The organism is Chitinophagaceae bacterium (genome assembly GCA_007695095.1).
GTDB lineage: Bacteria > Bacteroidota > Bacteroidia > Chitinophagales > REEL01 > REEL01.
On record REEL01000116.1, the window covers coordinates 32,918 to 49,318 of the forward strand.

The following is a 16,401-nucleotide window of genomic DNA, read 5'->3' on the forward strand; positions in this document are numbered from 1 at the left end:
TTAATAATAGACTTAACCTTTATCTGGAAGCATTAAAAATTTGAAGTGCTCTTTGACCTTCTTCAATAAGCACTTTTGGCGGCTTAGCTCCCATTGTTTTATGAACAGTTTCTCCATTTGGCTTTATATACACAAAAGTAGGATATGCATTTACTCTGTATTTACGGGCAAAATCTCTGCCTTTGCCCTTTTCCATATCATATTTATAATTTATAAAGTTGGCATTATAGAAATCACCTACTTCTTCCTGAGGAAATACATTGCTGTCCATCCATTTGCATGGACCGCACCAAACAGCAAATGCATCTACAAAAATAGGTTTATTTTGTTTTTTGGCTTCTTCTAAAACTTCTTCCCAGGTTCCGTTAAAAAAGTTTATACCTTTATTTTCTACAGCTGAGTTCCCGGCAAATAGGGTAGATGTAAAGAAAAAAGAAAAAAGAAAAAATATGGGGATTTTAAAATGTCTCATGATTTTGATTTTATAATAAAGATAGTGATTAAAACATCTACTCAAAAATTTAAGTTTCAAATATTAGGCCAAACTAAAAGATTTCATTTTTTGAGTTTCTGAAAATTTGGGCAAGTTCAAGTTTAATCTCTTTTCCATAGAATATTGAGGCTGTTTCAGCAAAGCTTTCCGTCCAGTCTGAGACAAAAAAAGAAGTTTTTCCTTTTGTTTTGGAAGTGTTTAAAATTTTATTCTTACTCAGATTTTCTTTTAATTGATCAGCTAAAAAATCAGTAGAATCAAAAAGTTGTATATTATTCCCTACAACTTTTTTAATATCATTTTTTATTAGAGGGTAGTGAGTACAAGCAAGAATTAAACCGTCTATGTTTTCAAAGTCCGGATATTTTAAATAGTTCTCGATTATGGTTCGGCTTATTTTGTTATTGAAATAGCCGGATTCAACCATTGGTGCAAGTAAGGGGGTGCTCAGAGAAGCTACTACCAAATCTGAACGATGTTCTTTTAAAATATTTTCATAAATACCTGAATAGATGGTGGCCTTAGTGCCGATTACGCCAACTTTTTTAATGCTTTTATTTTTAATAATACTGTCTGTAATTGGGTCAATAACATTGAATAGTAAGCATTTTTCGGAAAAATTCTCTGCTAAAAAGTCAAAAGCCATTGAAGAAGCACTGTTACATGCTACCACAATGGCTTTACATTTTTTTTCAAGTAAAAACTCTACTATTCTTTTAGAGTATGATTGTATCGTTTGAGTTGATTTATCTCCATATGGAAGATGCGCTGTGTCTCCAAAGTAAATAATATCCTCGTTAGGCAGATACTTTGATATATCACTTGCTACGGTAAGTCCACCAATACCTGAATCAAAAATCCCAATAGGTTGACTCGTTTTCAAAATAGCAGCAGTGATTAAAGTCCTAATTTCTGTCTTACCAGAGGTAAAATATTATCAGATTGTTCTGCGTGTAATAAAGCTCCAGAGCTCGTGTCAAAGATATAAGTGTAACCATGTTCTCTGGCAACTGCTTTGATAGCATCATCAGCTTTTTCTAAAAGCGGACCGTAAAGTTCTTCTTTTTTGTTTTCAAGTCTTCTTTGTGCATTTTCTTGAAAGGCAACAATCCGTTGCTCTAAATCTGAAATTTCACGAAGTTTTACTTCTTTCACTGCGTCTAACATCATTGCTTCACGGCTTTGATATTCCTCCGCTTTGGTCTGATATTCCCTAAGCATGTTTTTGTTTTGCTCTTCCAATTGTTTAGCAAAAGCTTCTAACTGTTGGTCAGCTTGTCTAACACCCGGCAAAACACTAAGTAATTCCATTGAATTAATATGTCCGAATTTAGGTGCTTGTGCTGTAGTTGTAGACATACCGGTGAAAAGCAGTCCCAAAATTAGCAATAATGAAAATAACCTTGTCATAATTTACTTTGTTTGAATTTTGATATATTTAAGAGAAAAAATTTAATTTTTGCAAAGATACTAAATGTATATGATTTTTTTAGTTTGATGGAGTATAGCCTAATGCTCTTATGATTACATCACTTTGGTCATATCTGGTATTGGCATGTAACATGGTTACTCCACCGGATTTATCAAAGATAAAATCATAATTTCTGGCAGCAGCTAATTTTTGTATTTCATCGTAGACTTTATCCTGAATAGGCTTCACTAAAGACTGTCTTTTTTGAAATAATTCCCCTTCAGGACCAAATTTGCTTCTTTGAAATTCTTTAACTTCTCTTTCTTTTTTCATGATTTCTTCTTCCCGCTGACGTTTCATGTCATCAGTTAAAAGTACTTGCTCCGATTGAAAGCTTCTGTAAAGTCTTTCAATATTCTCGTATTTAGCACGTATTTCTTGCTGCCATTGCTCAGCGGCATCGTCCAACTTTTTTTGTGCATCGTTATATTCAGGAATATTTTTCAATATATATTCAGTATCAACATAGGCAAATCTTTGTGCCATTATAGAAGTAACACCAAATAAGAACAGAACGGCAATTAGAGTTAACTTTTTCATAGGTTTTCATTTTAAATTTTAAAAATGTATTTTCTTTTGATTAAAAATTTAAATTCAAAGTGTTTATTAAAACTATTCAGGTTCGAAACCTAAAATTATATTGAATTTACCGTATCGGCTAAGGTAATCACCAAAACCATCGGCTGCTCCAAATTGATTATCAAAACCTATGCCATAATCAAAACCAAGTAGTCCAAACATAGGTAAAAATACTCTAAGACCCAGTCCTGCTGAACGGTTTAGTTGAAAAGGATTATAACTATCAAAGCTTTCATAGAAATTGCCACCTTCTGCAAAAGCAAGTACATATATAGTTGATGAAGGGTTGAGAGTCAGTGGATATCTCAACTCCATAGTGAATTTATTAAAGATTGGAGCTGCCTCAGGAGGTGTTAAAACGTCATAACCTCTAAGTGAAATGATATCTCTGCCAAAAAAAGTAAAGTTTGATATTCCGTCTCCACCTACTTCAAATCGTTCAAAAGGTGAGTAGCCCAGGTCTTGATTATAGTACCCTAAAAATCCGAAATTCGCACTTGTTTTAAGAACCAGATTACCTACGATAGGGGTGTACCAGTCTGCTTTGAATCTCCATTTATGATATTCAAGCCATTTGAATTTTTCAGCAGGCTCCATAGCCGCATAATCTTTGTCGCTAAAGGCGGAATAATATGGGGTGAATTGTACAGAGGCAGTGATAGAAGAGCCTCTCCTCGGGAAAATTGGTTGATCTATAGAATTTCTTGATAAAGCAAGTTTCAAACTCAGGTTGTTAGAATATCCGTCAGTGAATAAGAAGTTAGAGCTTCTCCAATTATTAAGCGTATAATTCTGAAAGCTTAGTGTTGGTTGAAAAACGAAAAAATCATCCGGCCAGTTTAAGCGGTTCCCTAAACCAACTGAAACTGCATTTGTAACCAAACTACCAACCACTTCATTTAAGTCTCTGTCGATATCTGCAAATCTGCTTCTGTAAACATTGAAAGTAAATTGGTTCGGTTTGTTTCCGCCTAACCACGGTTCGGTAAATGATAGGTTATAAGACTGGTAGAAACGACCGTTAGTCTGGACTCTGAGCGTTAATCTTTGTCCGTCTCCTGAAGGCAATGGTTGCCATGCTTCAGGTCGGGTAATGTTTCTTAGTGAGAAATTAGTGAAAGCGACACCTAAAGTACCGACTACACCTCTTCCTCGTCCACCCCAACCGGCAGAAAGCTCCAACTGATCAGAAGGCTTTTCTACTACTCTGTATTCAAGGTCTACAAGGCCTCTTTGTGGGTCCGGAATTGGTATGATTTCGATTCTTTCAGGGTCAAAAAATCCCAAGTTAGCAATTTCTCTTTGAGAGCGAATTATGTCAGAACGACTGAATTTACTTCCCGGAAGCGTACGTAATTCTCTTCTGATTACGTGTTCATTTGTTTTGGTATTTCCTAAAATCCGAACTTCATTTATAGTTGCCTGTGCACCTTCATAAATTCTTATTTCAATATCAATGGAGTCATTAGTAACAGCTACTTCAACCGGTGTAACCTGAAAAAAGAGATAACCATCATCCATATATAATGAACTAATATCGTTACCCATTGGATCCATAAATAATCGCTTTTCCAATATGGATTGATTATAAACATCTCCCTTTTTAATGTTCAGAATTTCATCTAACTGACTTTGTGAGTATTTTAAATTCCCTCTCCAGGCTATGTTTCTAAAGTAATACTTAGGTCCTTCGTCTATATTCAGTTTTACATTGACATGCCCATCCGGAGTCCTGTATACAGAATCAGATACAATACGAGCATCTCTGTATCCTAATTCATTGTATGTTCTGACAATCGAACGTTTATCTATTTCATAATCTTCCTGTATAAATCGGGCAGATGTAAAAATATTTAAGCTTGTTCTGTCAGCTACATATTCATATGCTTCGAAAAGGGATAGATTTCCTAAAATTCTCCAAGGCCTGAACCGGACAACGGTATCGCTTTCTGTTTTTTCCAATCCAAGTAATTCTTTTGGACTGAAGCGAACTCGTTCATTCGTATTTCGCATGCTACCTCTGATTTTCATATCAGATAGGTTTTCATTACCATTTATGTATACTCTATTTACCCTTACACGACTTCCCTTATCAATATTAAAAATAAGCTGAACACTATTAGATAAAAGCGTATCAGGCGATTCATCTACGTCAATTGAAACATTTAGAAATCCTTTTTGGAAAAAGTAGTTTTCAATTGCATTGCGGGCATTCATTTTAGTGTTTTCTGTAACCACTCTGCCCCGTATCAAATTCACTTTTGATCTTAAGTCATCCGCTTCTGCTTTTCTAACACCTCTGAATGAAAATCTGGAAAGCCTGGGCCTTTCCTGTATAGAAATATCCAGAAAAATTCTTCTGTCTACAATTCTGGACACTTGAATTTCAATATCTGTAAAGAGGCCTTGTTCCCAGAGACGGTTAATTGCTCTTCCAATTTCTTCACCGGGTAAAGTAATATTTTGTCCAACACTTAATCCGGAAAGTGAAATAACAATATCAGGGTCTAAATGTCTGGTTCCGGATGTAGTTATTCCCCCAATTTCATAATTAGCCGGAGCTGTATATGATAAAGCAGGTAAAGGACTTTCCTGATTTGTTTGAGCGAAAGCAGGGCTATTTATTAATAGAGAACTTATGATAAAAATAAAAAGTCCTGTAATTGATCGACAGAGAAATGTCTTGGAGTAATTTTTACTCATTTGATATGTATTTTCTAATTTGTTCAGCAAGTAGTATATATTAATGATAAGGACGTTTTTTTAGACAGTTTATTGCATCTTTTTTTAAAATTAAGCTTGTTTAATTAGCTGTTCACTGGTTTTCCCAAATCTTCTTTCCCGATTTTGGAACTCAGATATGGCTTGATATAGGTCTTTTTTTCTGAAATCGGGCCACATAGTTTCTGTAAAGTAAAGTTCGGCATAGGCAAGTTGCCATAATAAAAAGTTGCTGATTCTTTTTTCACCACTGGTTCTGATAAGTAATTCGGGATCGGGTATATCTTTTGTTTCTAAATATTCAGAAAATAAATTATCATCTATTTCTTCAGCCTTTATCAGGCCTTTTTCTATATTTTCAGCGATGTTTTTAGTTGCTTTTATGATTTCCCATCTAGAGCTGTAACTTAGTGCAAGAATGAGATCCATTCTTTTATTGTTTTTTGTTTCTTCTATTGCTAATTGCAAATTTTCGGCACATTGATCCGGAAGTGTATTTATATCACCAATAGCACGGAGTCTGATGTCATTTTTCATCAAGGTTTTTATTTCGCTTTTAATTGTTTTTATCAGTAGGTTCATCAATGCACTAACTTCTTTTTTGGGTCTTCCCCAATTTTCAGTTGAAAAAGCATAGAGTGTTAAATATTTTACACCGATTTCAGCACAACCTTCTGTAACTTGTCTGACTGCTTTTACTCCATTTCTATGTCCAAATAAACGGGTTCTTCCAAACCCTTTTGCCCATCTTCCGTTGCCATCCATGATTATGGCGATATGTCCGGGGAGTTGATTTAAGTCAATATTTTCTTTTAGTGACATTCGTTTTACAGGTTTTGTGATAAAGTTAAGGATTTATCAGAAATTATTCCCGGGTTTCGGACATTTCATGTTTCTAAATGTATATGAAAGGGTCAATCCTAAAAATAAAAAACTGTCATTCTTTTTTACATTACCTCTTTGTTTTCCAATGCTGCCAATGGGTTCGCCCACCTCACCGGACCTGTCAGCTAATGCAGCCCGAACTCCGGTACCTTCAATGTTTTCGGTATAGACATCGCTCACATCATCCAGATAGTCAGTAAAAGTTTTTCTGTTAGCAACTTCCAGGCCCAAAGTCCAAAAATCATTAACAGCATACTTAAATCCACCACCTATAGGTATTGCTATTGCAAATCGATTGTATCTTGTGTCTTCAGTTCTCAACTCTTGCAATACATAAGTTTCTCCCTGATAGCGAACCTTTGGATTAAAGTAAAATCCGGATATACCGGTTAATAAATATGGGGTGAAGCGAGTATCTTCCCTGGTTTTTTTAAAACTGAAAAAATTAATTTCTATTTGAGTAGATATTTCAAAAATATTGCTGAAAAAGGATAAGTTTCGGGATTGTTGATAGGAATAAGGAGATTGACTGTCTTCAAAAGAGACACGCCCACCGCTAACGGCATTTTTCCAAACAAATCTATCGTTAATATTATAGCGAACAAAAACGCCACCACCCGGGTGCATGCTTTCAAAGCTGGTATTTGTATTTAAATCTCCAAAATAATGCGCTCCACCTACCCATCCGCCGACTTCCCATTCCTGAGCTACAACACTACGGTTTGCTAAGAAAACAAAAAACAGACTGAAAATTAAAAATGATAGAGTTTTAAACGGAGGCCGTATATTCATGGCACAAAAATAAAAAAAATATGAGGTTGAGGATAATTTACTGGAAATACTTGTATTTCTGATTTCAAACGCTTTAAATAATTGAAAATTGCTCAAATCTCTTAGCTGGCTTTTCTCACTCATTAAATTGTTTGTTTTCCTGAAAAATAGTAAAGATTACAGTTGAGCCTACTGCATCTAAAGTGCTTCTATCAATGATGTCCATATTATCAGCATGCGTATGCCAATAAGTTCCAAATCCTGAGCGGGTACTTAAATCACGTTGAATGATATTTATAGTGGGAATGCCGGCTATAGTATTGATAAAATAATGGTCATCGATAACGGGACCGGTTCTCTGGCGGATAAAATAATTGTCAAAACCAAGATGGGAAGCATTCTCCCAAACCCGATTCATTAAATTAGGGTTATAAGTCATTGAGAATTGTTCGAGTGTAAAAGTTGCGTCTTTTGCTCCAACCATATCCAGTAAAATGCCTTTTGAGGCGGTATAATTTGGTTTATGAGGGTTTCTTGACCAATATTGAGAGCCCAGACACCAAGTTTTTTCACTGTTTGCTTGTCTTTTCCAGCTTGGAAGACCATAATCTTCAGCATCAAAAAAGATTATATCAATACCAAAATCTACCGGATTTTCTTTTAAAATTCGGGCAATTTCCAATAAAACACCAACCCCACTGCCTCCATCATTGGCTCCCGGAATGGGTTTCATCATTAGGTCAGGATCTTCTTCCTGATCGGCAAAAGGCCTTGTGTCCCAGTGAGCACATAAAAGTAAACGATGGCCGGCATTTGGATTGAAACTGCCAATAATATTTTTTATTTCCAGTTTTGTGCCATCAAAAGCCTCAACCTCTGCAAACTGTATTAAAGCAGTATCAGCATATTCAGATAGTTTCTTGTGTAACCATTCGGCACATTCTTTATGTTCATTGGTATTGGGCACTCTCGGGCCAAAATCTACTTGTCGCTGAATGAAATAGTAAGCTGAATCAGTATTGAAGCCTGGCACTTGAAACCCGCTCATTGGGGTTCTTTTTATTTCAGGCCTCGGCATTTCTCTGCCATTTCCACCACAGGCGAAAAGGGACATAGATATTAATAGTAAAAGGACTTGGTTAATATTCACTTTGCATAATTTAAGGTAATTTCCAACTTACTTTTCCGTCTTTTTCATCTTTCATTTGAATTTTCAGGCTGCTGAGTTTATCTCTAATCTTGTCTGACAATTCATAGTTTTTATCTTTTCTTGCCTGAGTCCGTATTTCTGAAATTAAAAGCATTAATCCGTCAACTATTTCAGTATCAATAGAAGATTTGCCTTTTTTTAATCCCATTATATCTACCAACAGAGCATGGAAAGTGGTTTTAATTTTAGAAAAAACAGCTTTTGAGATAACTTCATCCGGCAGCTGATTATTTTTCAATGCATGAATTTTTGAAGATATGTCAAAGAGTTCAGCTAATGTTTTAGCCGTATTAAAATCATCATCCATGTATTCAAAAGCAGTATCCAAAGAATCGGAGAACTCTTTATCTCGAGTGCCTTTTTCTCCAAATCTGTCAGGAGCAGTGTTTTCCAGAAAATCTAAAGCACTCATCAATTTATTAAAACCTTTCTCGGCAGCATCTAATGCATCATTTGAAAAGTCTAAAGTACTGGAGTAATGAGATTGAAGCATAAAAAATTTAATGACCATAGGAGGATAACCTCTTTCAAGTAATTCGTGATTACCGGTAATCAATTCATCCGGAAGGAATGCATTTCCCAGTGATTTGCTCATTTTTGTACCATTAACAGTAAGCATATTGGAGTGCATCCAGTATTTTGCAGGAGAAACACCGGTTCCGCCATGCCCCTGAGCGATTTCACATTCATGGTGTGGAAATTTTAAATCCATACCGCCTCCATGTATGTCAAATTGTGTCCCTAAATATTTTGTGCTCATAACGGTACATTCCAGATGCCAGCCCGGAAATCCTTCGCCCCAGGGTGATGGCCACCTCATAATGTGAGATGGACCGGCTTTTTTCCATAAAGCAAAATCTTCGGGATTTTTTTTCTCGCTCTGACTGTCTAATTCCCGACTTCCGGCTTTTAAGTCTTCTAATTTTCGTCCGGACAAAATTCCGTAACTCTCTATTTCATTATATTTTCTGACATTAAAATAAACAGAACCGTTTACTTCGTAGGCCAAACCTTTATTGATCAAGGTTTTTACATATTCTATTTGTTCTATGATGTGACCTGTGGCTGACGGCTCAATATTTGGAGATAGGGTGTTGAAAGTTCTCATTACATCATGAAATCCATTGGTGTATTTCTGAACAATTTCCATCGGCTCCAGATTTTCTAATTTGGCTCTTTGAGCGATTTTGTCTTCTCCCTGATCGGCATCATTTTCTAAATGCCCTACGTCTGTCAGATTTCTCACATATCGCACTTTGTAGCCCAGATAAAGTAAGTATCTGTAAACAATATCAAAACTTATAAATGTTCTGACATTACCAAGATGAACATCATTATAAACGGTTGGTCCGCAAACATACATTCCCACAAAAGGGTTATTTATAGGTTTGAATTCTTCTTTTTGTTTGCTTAGACTATTGTAAATTTTTAATTGATGTTTTTTTATTTCCATTAATCTTTATTTATATGGTATTCATTTATTTTTTTGCAAAGGTAATCAATAAACTATTTTAGTTGTAAGGTTGATACGATAGGATAGTGGTCTGAATATTTAATTTTTTTCACTTTATAATCAACTATTTGCCATTCTAACGAAGAGCTTATGTAATCAATTCTGAAAAAAGGAGGAAAACTTTTTATAGTATACGGAAAAAAACTATTTCCTGAAAGGGCAGTGTCATAGAGCTTATTATGAATTGTGGTGTAGGTTGAAGAGCCCGGAATGTCATTCATGTCACCGGCAGCTATTACGGGATATTTTTTTTGATCCAGGTGATTGGATACTATTTTAGCTTGTTTCATTTTTTCTTTCATGGAAGGAAGCATATGTAAAATAATAGGTTTCATGTTTTTAAACCACCAATTTACTTTTCTATAATTTTGATTTGCATCTAATTGAAACCGACTTCCTAATTTATAGGATTCTAAATGGTAGTTAAACAAATAAATTTTTTCATTAGTGTTTATCTGTGCATTTAAAATTTGAAGGCCATTTGTATTTGCTTCTTTTTTGGTGCTTTGAAAGGGTACAAATAATTCTTTTTCCAGCGGAAACCGACTAAAAACAGCCAGTCCCCATTGATGTCCTTTTCTATTGGTTAGGGTTGGTGAAAAAGCAAAGTGATTATAGTTGAGTTTGTCTTGTAAATAGGCAATGTTGTTTAGTGCTCCGTCAAAAGTTGTGAAAAAATCCTGAAAAAACAGGATGTCCGGATCTTCAGATTTGATAAAAGCCATTATGCTGTCTCTGATTTCGATATTCATATCCCAGGAGTAAAGTCCGAAATTATTGACATTATAAGACATCACTTTTATGGCATTTTCGCTCTTTTGAACACTACCGCTAAGATTTACAGAAATGAAAAAACGACTTTGTGCTAAAAATAAAAAAAGCATCAAAAAGGCAGCAATTTTGAAATGAGACTTTGTACTTAAAAACACTACAATCAGGGAGCTAATTATGGCGGGAAACAGCAGATAGGGGAAAGCAAAATACAGTAAATCACTGATAGCGATATGTTGAGGCGATATTAAACTTCCACTAAGACATAAGAGCGTAAGCAATTGAAAGAGAAGGCAAAGAAATATAAGGATTTTTTTAAGCATGGCAGATTTTTCCCGACTTTAGGCCGGAAAATTAAAACCGGGAATGCTTACTTTACAAATTGTCCAAAAATCAAATTCATTTTTTTCCAGTTTAAAAGTCGCGTCACCGGTAAAAACAGACTTTTCATTTTGCAAAGTAGTTTCATTTTTAAAAGTAATGCTATAGTCAATATTATAAAGCGCTTCTGATATGTTCCGATCAATAGTTAAAGAATGCAGATTGAATTTATACAGTTCAAAGTCAATAATTTCTTCTTTTTTATTTTTTAATAAGTTCACAAATTCGCCGGCGGTTAAAGCAATATCAGAGCCAACTTCAATTTTTTCACTAAAAAAATCATCTTCAATTTGAAGTTCTTTTATAAAAAATCTATCTAAAAACTCTTCAATCATTTCTCTGATTTCATCATGCTCATCGGGGTAGAAATCTTCATATCGAAAATGTGAGAAAAATCCTTTCAGCTCATCTTTCGGGATTTTTATGTTAAAAAGATCTTCCGTTATAAAACGATACATTTCTCTTTTTGAAACTTTAAAAGAGGGGTCGATTATAATTTTGTGTGTTAAAAGATAGTCTGTTAAGTCCCGTAGCATATCTTTTAAATCTTCATCACTAATATTTTCTACATTTTCAAAATCCGGTTGGTCAATGTAATCATACAAGCGAACCATATTGTTTTTTTCTTGATTTTCTTCATCAGACTTCAAAGACTTCAGCAACAGGTTTTCAACTTCTACCGGCAAATTTTCAATTTCAGGCATTTCATTACCTAACTTCTCCTGCAGCTCCAGTCGAAGGAGTTCGTTTTCAAGCTTTAATTGCTTGTCTTTTGGCGTAGTATTCTTATTCTCTGACTGCATGAGTTTTAAATTAAATTTTAGACTTTTCAGTTTTTAAAATTATTCAAACGAGTAAACAAGGATAAATATAAAAACAAATTTTAAAGAATGAATGAACCTTTCTTTTTTTTAATTATCAATCTTTATTTCCGGATAAAAAGTTTTCTATAAACGGATATACATCTTCTTTTGCTTCTTTGCCGGTAAGGATGTCAATGTGGCCATAGTTTTTTTTGAAACCGTCAGCTTTGCCAATCTTTTTAAAAATGGTGTTTTTCTGATCTGTTTCATTAATTAGTCTGATTACATCTTTTGGATTCCCCAAGACTTTATCATTGCTGCCTGTGATGTATAATGAAGGCGGTAGCTTTATTTTTCGGAGTGCATCTGCATAGTTAAACTTATTCCCCGGATGCATCCATTCAGTTTCATTAATCCAACGGGTAATTTCTTCGTATGACTTTTTTGTTTCTTTATCACTCCCCATTCCCCCCGGCAGTTTATCGGGTAAAAAGCCTTTTTTTGAAATCAGGGATTTGAAATAAAAATTCCAAAAGAAGTCTATATAAAGCAATTTCTTTAAATTTTTTGTACCAATATATCTTTTAGTACCTATAAAAACCATTTTCTTCGGAAAGTGATCTTGCGGACAGTCAGCCAGATAAGCCAGCATTAAAACTCCTCCCCATGAATGGGCTAACCAGCTGATTTCTTTTATTTGAAATTCATTTTTCAGGTAATTAATCATAAAGGGAAAATCATCTTCTAAGACATCAAAATGTCCGAAATCAGAATCTTTATTTATAGTTGGTGTGCTTTGGCCTCTTCCTCTCAGGTCAGGAATGAAAACATCATACCCTTTTTCTGCAAGATAGGGGCCTAATCCTTTACCGGAATTGGAATAGAAAATCTTTCCGTTTTCAATTGAACCATGTAACATCAACAGGGCTTTTGCGTTATTTTCTTTTCGAAATCTCTTTAGATGAAGCTTATAGCCATTCGGATGGTCTAAAAAAATAGACTCGCTAATTATATGTTTATTATTTTTGTTCAAAAGGATATAATTTTTAAGTTTTTAATGAAAAGCTTGAGTTTTCAGGGTGTGAAATTAGCTATCTTTCAGTTTTAAAAAAGATAAATGCAGATTAAATTTAAATACATAATGAGCAGAATCGGAATCATGGCGATTTTCTTGCTTATTTTTTTAGGAAAAACCTATTCACAGAGTCATGAATGGGAAACAGAGGGTGCTTCTTTCGGATTTCAAATACAGCCAATTATACCAAATGATATGTTTCGTTTCAGGGGTGAAACCCGAAATGTTCAGGGAACAGATTTTAGTTTGAACCCCAATCCGGGTTATGTTGCCGGAGCTGTAATTCGCTTTGGGGTACATAGAAGATTTACCTTGGAAACCGGGATAAACTATGTTAGAAGACCTTATGAAGCTATCATTGAAACAGATGGAGATACCTATCGATTAGATTTAAGAATAATTTCTTACGAGCTGCCTTTATCTGCTACATATCATGTGAGATTAGGCCAACAACTTTATTTAACCAGTACGGCCGGTTTGAGTTTGTATTTTTTACCCAGCAATTTATTTGTAGGTGAAAACCCTGCTTCGATAGCTGCAGCCAGAAGAAATTGGTTTACTCCATCTGCAAAAGCCGCTACAGGATTTGAATACCGCACCGAAAATAGTGGTTATTTTTATATAGGACCTTCCTATCAGTTTTTTTTCCGGGACTTATATCTGACTGAGATTGAATTTCGTAGAAACGGAGATTCTGTTACGAATCGTTTTTTTATAAGTGGCGAGTATTTTGGCTTGATTTTTCGATATACCTTTCCCACCGGGTAGTATTTTTTAGTTTTTTTTAACTTTGCCGAAAAAAACATGAAAAATTACAAGCTTTTATCTCTAATTGTACTATTCAGTTTCTTTACTACTTTATCATTATTTGCTCAGGATAATGATGCAGAACAAGATACAACCTATTGGGAAACCTCCGGATTTGTGAATATTAACTTTAATCAGGTTAGCTACAGCCAATGGGCAGGCGGAGGTGATAATTCTTTATCTCTAACAGGTATTGCTAACTTTAAGGCTGAATACAGAAGAGAAAGAATTGAATGGAAAAACTTTTTAGAGTTATCTTACGGCATACTTAGAACGGATCAAGATTTGAGAAAGAATGAAGACAGAATTCATGTTATCTCACAGTTGGGATATGATATAAATGATAAGTTCAGCTATAATTTGCTTTTCGATTTTAAAACGCAGTTTACAAAAGGCTTTAATTATCCGAATGATTCGGTGGCTATTTCAGATTTCATGTCACCGGCAAGTGTATTGTTGGCGTTGGGTATTTTATATGAGCCTGCTCCGTTTTTTTCAGTTTCACTATCTCCAGCAGCCGGGAAAGCGACTTTAGTGTTAAATGATGATATAGATGAGACTATTTATGGTTTAGACGAAGGCGAAAACGTTCGTTATGAATTTGGAGCATCTTTAGTAGCCACTTTTGATGCAGATATTTTTGAAAATGTTAACCTACGTTCCAGGCTGGAGCTTTTTAATAATTACACCAATCCGGTGGTTGAAAACAGAGGAAACATAGATGTTAACTGGGAGTCTCGCCTGAATATGAAGATTAATAGTTTCCTGACGGCTTCCATTTTGGCGCACCTTTTATATGATCACGATATAGATGTACCAAAAGTGGATGATGATGGAAATGACTATATGGGAAAAGGTTTACAGTTTAAACAATCCTTAGGAATTGGCTTGTCATTCAGCTTTTAGAAAAATTAATTTAATAACAGACTTTTTCTGTTAATTGCGTTGGTCTGCACCCCACATAAGTTTATTTCGAATTGTATTAAAGAAGCTTTTTTCTTTCAATCGGAATAAGTTTATTGCAAAATCTGCTTTACGAATTGTTAATTCAATATCTGTTTCAGCCGTTTTGTATCTGGAGTCAAGGGTGCACAAGAATCTTCCGCCACGACTTTCAATCTTCAAGCTGATGGTACTGTCATTTGGCACTATCATGGGCCTGACCGTCAGGTTGTGAGGTGCTACGGGGGTAATTACAAATGTTTTTGATGAAGGATAAATTACCGGGCCGCCACAACTCAGGCTATAGGCTGTAGAGCCGGTTGGAGTTGCAATTATCAAACCATCTGACCAATAAGAATTTAAAAGTTCCCCATCTATATAGGTATGTATAGTTATCATTGAAGAGGTATCCGTTTTATGAACGGTACATTCATTGAGCCCAAAATTTAAATTTCCAAAAATTGGTTTACTGCTGTCTAAATGCAGTAATTCTCTTTTATCAATATTAAATGATTGATTTATTATGCTTTGTACGACGAGGCTTGTTTCTTCTTTGCTGACGCTGGACAAGAATCCCAATCTACCTGTGTTTATGCCAATTATTGGAATCCCTGAATCCCGAATTATAGTAGTTGTATCCAGAAGGGTGCCGTCACCGCCAATGCTTATCAAATAGTTAATCTTTTTTGATATCACATCATTATTATCATTGAAAGTGCCATGAGAAAGCTTTTCAGGCAAATGGGCACTAATTTTTTGAGAAATCTTTTTGTGCAGAAATACTTCAATATTGTTCTGACTTAATTGATGTATCAGATCCAAAAAAGTATTTTCATTCTCTTTAGTAATGTTTCTTCCGTAAATAGCTATTCTGAGCATTATAAATCAGTTAAAAAATGTAAATATAATCCATTTTCTCCAAGGTGATTGACAGCATATTCCACTCTCCAAACAAAATCATAGGCTGTAACGATGTCCAGTCCTAAGCCGGCGCTCCACAATGGTTTATTAATCAAAAAATCACCGGTGTAAAAGTAATCATCATAAACATATCCGGCATCAAAAAAAGCTTTAAGATATACATTAACCGGTAATCTTTGTAGTTTGTCTAAGCCGGGAATCCAGCCATCATTTAGGTTGTAGTTGAAAATATTTTTTTTAAAATTAAACTTAAAAACCCCGTGGTGTCGGCCATCTATGACATAAAATTCATAGCCTCTTACCAAATCTTTTAAGAAACCGAGTGAACTTTGATTCAGATACGGTTGCTCTCTCGGGAGCGAAAATTTTGTTCTCAGTTGAGTTGAAATATAGAAACCGCTACCCAGATTTAAAAACTGACTGTAAACACCAAAAAGTTCAGTCATAAAGGTTTCAGACATTAATCCTAAACCGGATTGTTTTAGCCGGACTTCCCACATGCTGCCTTCTGTTGCGTAAATTTTTCTGTCCCGTTTGTCATTTCGATAATATAGGGATGCGCTCAGAAATCTTTGACGATTCTTTCCGGTTTCTAAAAAATTGTCATTTAGCTTAACAATAGTATCCGTCACCTGATTATCATTATAGCTGATTCCGGCACCAAATTCACTTATGTGGGCCGCTCTGTACGTTAGAAACAAATCTGTTTGAATAAAATTTATTGCATATTCCGGCAGTCTGTGAAAGATCTGCTTATGATTTTCCGCGGAAGTAAAAACCTCCCGGTTGCTTTGCCAGGAAGCATTTACAAAGGCTCCAAAATTTCTTTTTTTTCCAAAACCCGGGATGGTATAACTGAGCTCCAGTTTTCGGTTAAATCCGAGATGCCCGTTTATATGTAGTTTTTCGTTTCGGCCTCTCATATTAAAATGAGTAAAACTGAGACCATAAATAGTTCTGGAAAATGAGCGGTTAAAATCTGTCCACCAAACATTAAAATTTCTATCTGCCAGGCGGAAGATAGGGTGTCCTAAAAAGTGCCATCTTTCTCTAAGAAT

General features: G+C 35.1%; 16 protein-coding genes. 2 read left to right on the forward strand and 14 right to left on the reverse strand.

The annotated features are described in order from the left end of the window. Positions 1 to 19: 19 nt before the first annotated feature. From EA412_08180 to EA412_08235, 12 genes are all read right to left on the reverse strand, one after another. The gene (locus tag EA412_08180) at positions 20 to 472 is read right to left on the reverse strand and encodes a thioredoxin (protein TVR78646.1); all 453 of its coding nucleotides are present in this window, start codon (positions 470 to 472) and stop codon (positions 20 to 22) included. Positions 473 to 545: 73 nt separating this feature from the next. Next, complete coding sequence (gene murI, locus EA412_08185; protein TVR78647.1) at positions 546 to 1,376, reverse strand: glutamate racemase; 831 nt, start codon at positions 1,374 to 1,376, stop codon at positions 546 to 548. Between the two features lie 14 nt (positions 1,377 to 1,390). Continuing rightward, complete coding sequence (locus EA412_08190) at positions 1,391 to 1,903, reverse strand: OmpH family outer membrane protein (protein ID TVR78648.1); 513 nt, start codon at positions 1,901 to 1,903, stop codon at positions 1,391 to 1,393. Between the two features lie 79 nt (positions 1,904 to 1,982). Continuing rightward, positions 1,983 to 2,504, reverse strand: a complete 522-nt coding sequence (locus EA412_08195) for an OmpH family outer membrane protein (GenBank protein ID TVR78649.1) — start codon at positions 2,502 to 2,504, stop codon at positions 1,983 to 1,985. A 72-nt stretch (positions 2,505 to 2,576) separates the two neighbouring features. Beyond that, positions 2,577 to 5,246, reverse strand: coding sequence for an outer membrane protein assembly factor BamA (locus tag EA412_08200; protein ID TVR78650.1), 2,670 nt, complete (start codon positions 5,244 to 5,246; stop codon positions 2,577 to 2,579). A 90-nt stretch (positions 5,247 to 5,336) separates the two neighbouring features. Beyond that, entirely contained in the window at positions 5,337 to 6,086 is a 750-nt protein-coding gene (locus tag EA412_08205) for an isoprenyl transferase (protein ID TVR78651.1), read from the reverse strand. 36 nt (positions 6,087 to 6,122) lie between these two features. Then, on the reverse strand, positions 6,123 to 7,064 hold the full coding sequence (locus EA412_08210) for a hypothetical protein (GenBank protein TVR78652.1): 942 nt from the start codon (positions 7,062 to 7,064) through the stop codon (positions 6,123 to 6,125). Continuing rightward, a complete protein-coding gene (locus EA412_08215) occupies positions 7,057 to 8,034 on the reverse strand; it encodes a M28 family peptidase (protein TVR78653.1) in 978 nt (325 codons plus the stop codon). The genes EA412_08210 and EA412_08215 overlap by 8 nt, the downstream gene beginning before the upstream one ends. Positions 8,035 to 8,080: 46 nt before the next feature. After that, positions 8,081 to 9,583, reverse strand: coding sequence for a cysteine--tRNA ligase (locus tag EA412_08220; GenBank protein ID TVR78654.1), 1,503 nt, complete (start codon positions 9,581 to 9,583; stop codon positions 8,081 to 8,083). Positions 9,584 to 9,636: 53 nt separating this feature from the next. After that, positions 9,637 to 10,737 (reverse strand): hypothetical protein, encoded by a 1,101-nt coding sequence (locus EA412_08225; protein TVR78655.1) that lies wholly within the window; start codon positions 10,735 to 10,737, stop codon positions 9,637 to 9,639. Positions 10,738 to 10,755: 18 nt separating this feature from the next. Beyond that, positions 10,756 to 11,598, reverse strand: a complete 843-nt coding sequence (locus EA412_08230) for a hypothetical protein (GenBank protein ID TVR78656.1) — start codon at positions 11,596 to 11,598, stop codon at positions 10,756 to 10,758. 115 nt (positions 11,599 to 11,713) lie between these two features. Beyond that, positions 11,714 to 12,631: an alpha/beta fold hydrolase gene (locus EA412_08235; GenBank protein TVR78657.1), complete on the reverse strand. Its 918-nt coding sequence runs from the start codon at positions 12,629 to 12,631 to the stop codon at positions 11,714 to 11,716. A gap of 84 nt (positions 12,632 to 12,715) precedes the next feature. Here EA412_08235 and EA412_08240 point away from each other — a divergent pair, with 84 nt between their 5' ends. Both EA412_08240 and EA412_08245 read left to right on the forward strand, forming a co-directional pair. Next, entirely contained in the window at positions 12,716 to 13,441 is a 726-nt protein-coding gene (locus tag EA412_08240; protein TVR78658.1) for a hypothetical protein, read from the forward strand. Positions 13,442 to 13,477: 36 nt separating this feature from the next. Next, positions 13,478 to 14,386 (forward strand): DUF3078 domain-containing protein, encoded by a 909-nt coding sequence (locus tag EA412_08245; protein TVR78659.1) that lies wholly within the window; start codon positions 13,478 to 13,480, stop codon positions 14,384 to 14,386. 30 nt (positions 14,387 to 14,416) lie between these two features. On the opposite strand, the gene EA412_08250 is transcribed toward EA412_08245, so the two are convergent. Continuing rightward, positions 14,417 to 15,301, reverse strand: a complete 885-nt coding sequence (locus EA412_08250) for an NAD kinase (protein ID TVR78660.1) — start codon at positions 15,299 to 15,301, stop codon at positions 14,417 to 14,419. Further along, positions 15,301 to 16,401 carry a hypothetical protein gene (locus EA412_08255; GenBank protein ID TVR78661.1) on the reverse strand — a complete coding sequence of 367 codons (1,101 nt, stop codon included), beginning with the start codon at positions 16,399 to 16,401 and terminating at the stop codon, positions 15,301 to 15,303. Before EA412_08255 ends, EA412_08250 begins: the two co-directional genes overlap by 1 nt.

Coding starts and splice junctions, on each gene's coding strand:
- EA412_08190 (TVR78648.1), bottom strand. CDS start 1,903: ATGACAAGGTTATTTTCATTATTGCTAATTTTGGGACTGCTTTTCACC.
- EA412_08215 (TVR78653.1), bottom strand. CDS start 8,034: ATGTCCCTTTTCGCCTGTGGTGGAAATGGCAGAGAAATGCCGAGGCCT.
- EA412_08240 (TVR78658.1), top strand. CDS start 12,716: ATGCAGATTAAATTTAAATACATAATGAGCAGAATCGGAATCATGGCG.
- EA412_08245 (TVR78659.1), top strand. CDS start 13,478: ATGAAAAATTACAAGCTTTTATCTCTAATTGTACTATTCAGTTTCTTT.
- EA412_08200 (TVR78650.1), bottom strand. CDS start 5,246: ATGAGTAAAAATTACTCCAAGACATTTCTCTGTCGATCAATTACAGGA.
- EA412_08210 (TVR78652.1), bottom strand. CDS start 7,064: ATGAGTGAGAAAAGCCAGCTAAGAGATTTGAGCAATTTTCAATTATTT.
- EA412_08225 (TVR78655.1), bottom strand. CDS start 10,737: ATGCTTAAAAAAATCCTTATATTTCTTTGCCTTCTCTTTCAATTGCTT.
- EA412_08195 (TVR78649.1), bottom strand. CDS start 2,504: ATGAAAAAGTTAACTCTAATTGCCGTTCTGTTCTTATTTGGTGTTACT.
- EA412_08220 (TVR78654.1), bottom strand. CDS start 9,583: ATGGAAATAAAAAAACATCAATTAAAAATTTACAATAGTCTAAGCAAA.
- EA412_08205 (TVR78651.1), bottom strand. CDS start 6,086: ATGTCACTAAAAGAAAATATTGACTTAAATCAACTCCCCGGACATATC.
- EA412_08250 (TVR78660.1), bottom strand. CDS start 15,301: ATGCTCAGAATAGCTATTTACGGAAGAAACATTACTAAAGAGAATGAA.
- EA412_08180 (TVR78646.1), bottom strand. CDS start 472: ATGAGACATTTTAAAATCCCCATATTTTTTCTTTTTTCTTTTTTCTTT.
- EA412_08230 (TVR78656.1), bottom strand. CDS start 11,598: ATGCAGTCAGAGAATAAGAATACTACGCCAAAAGACAAGCAATTAAAG.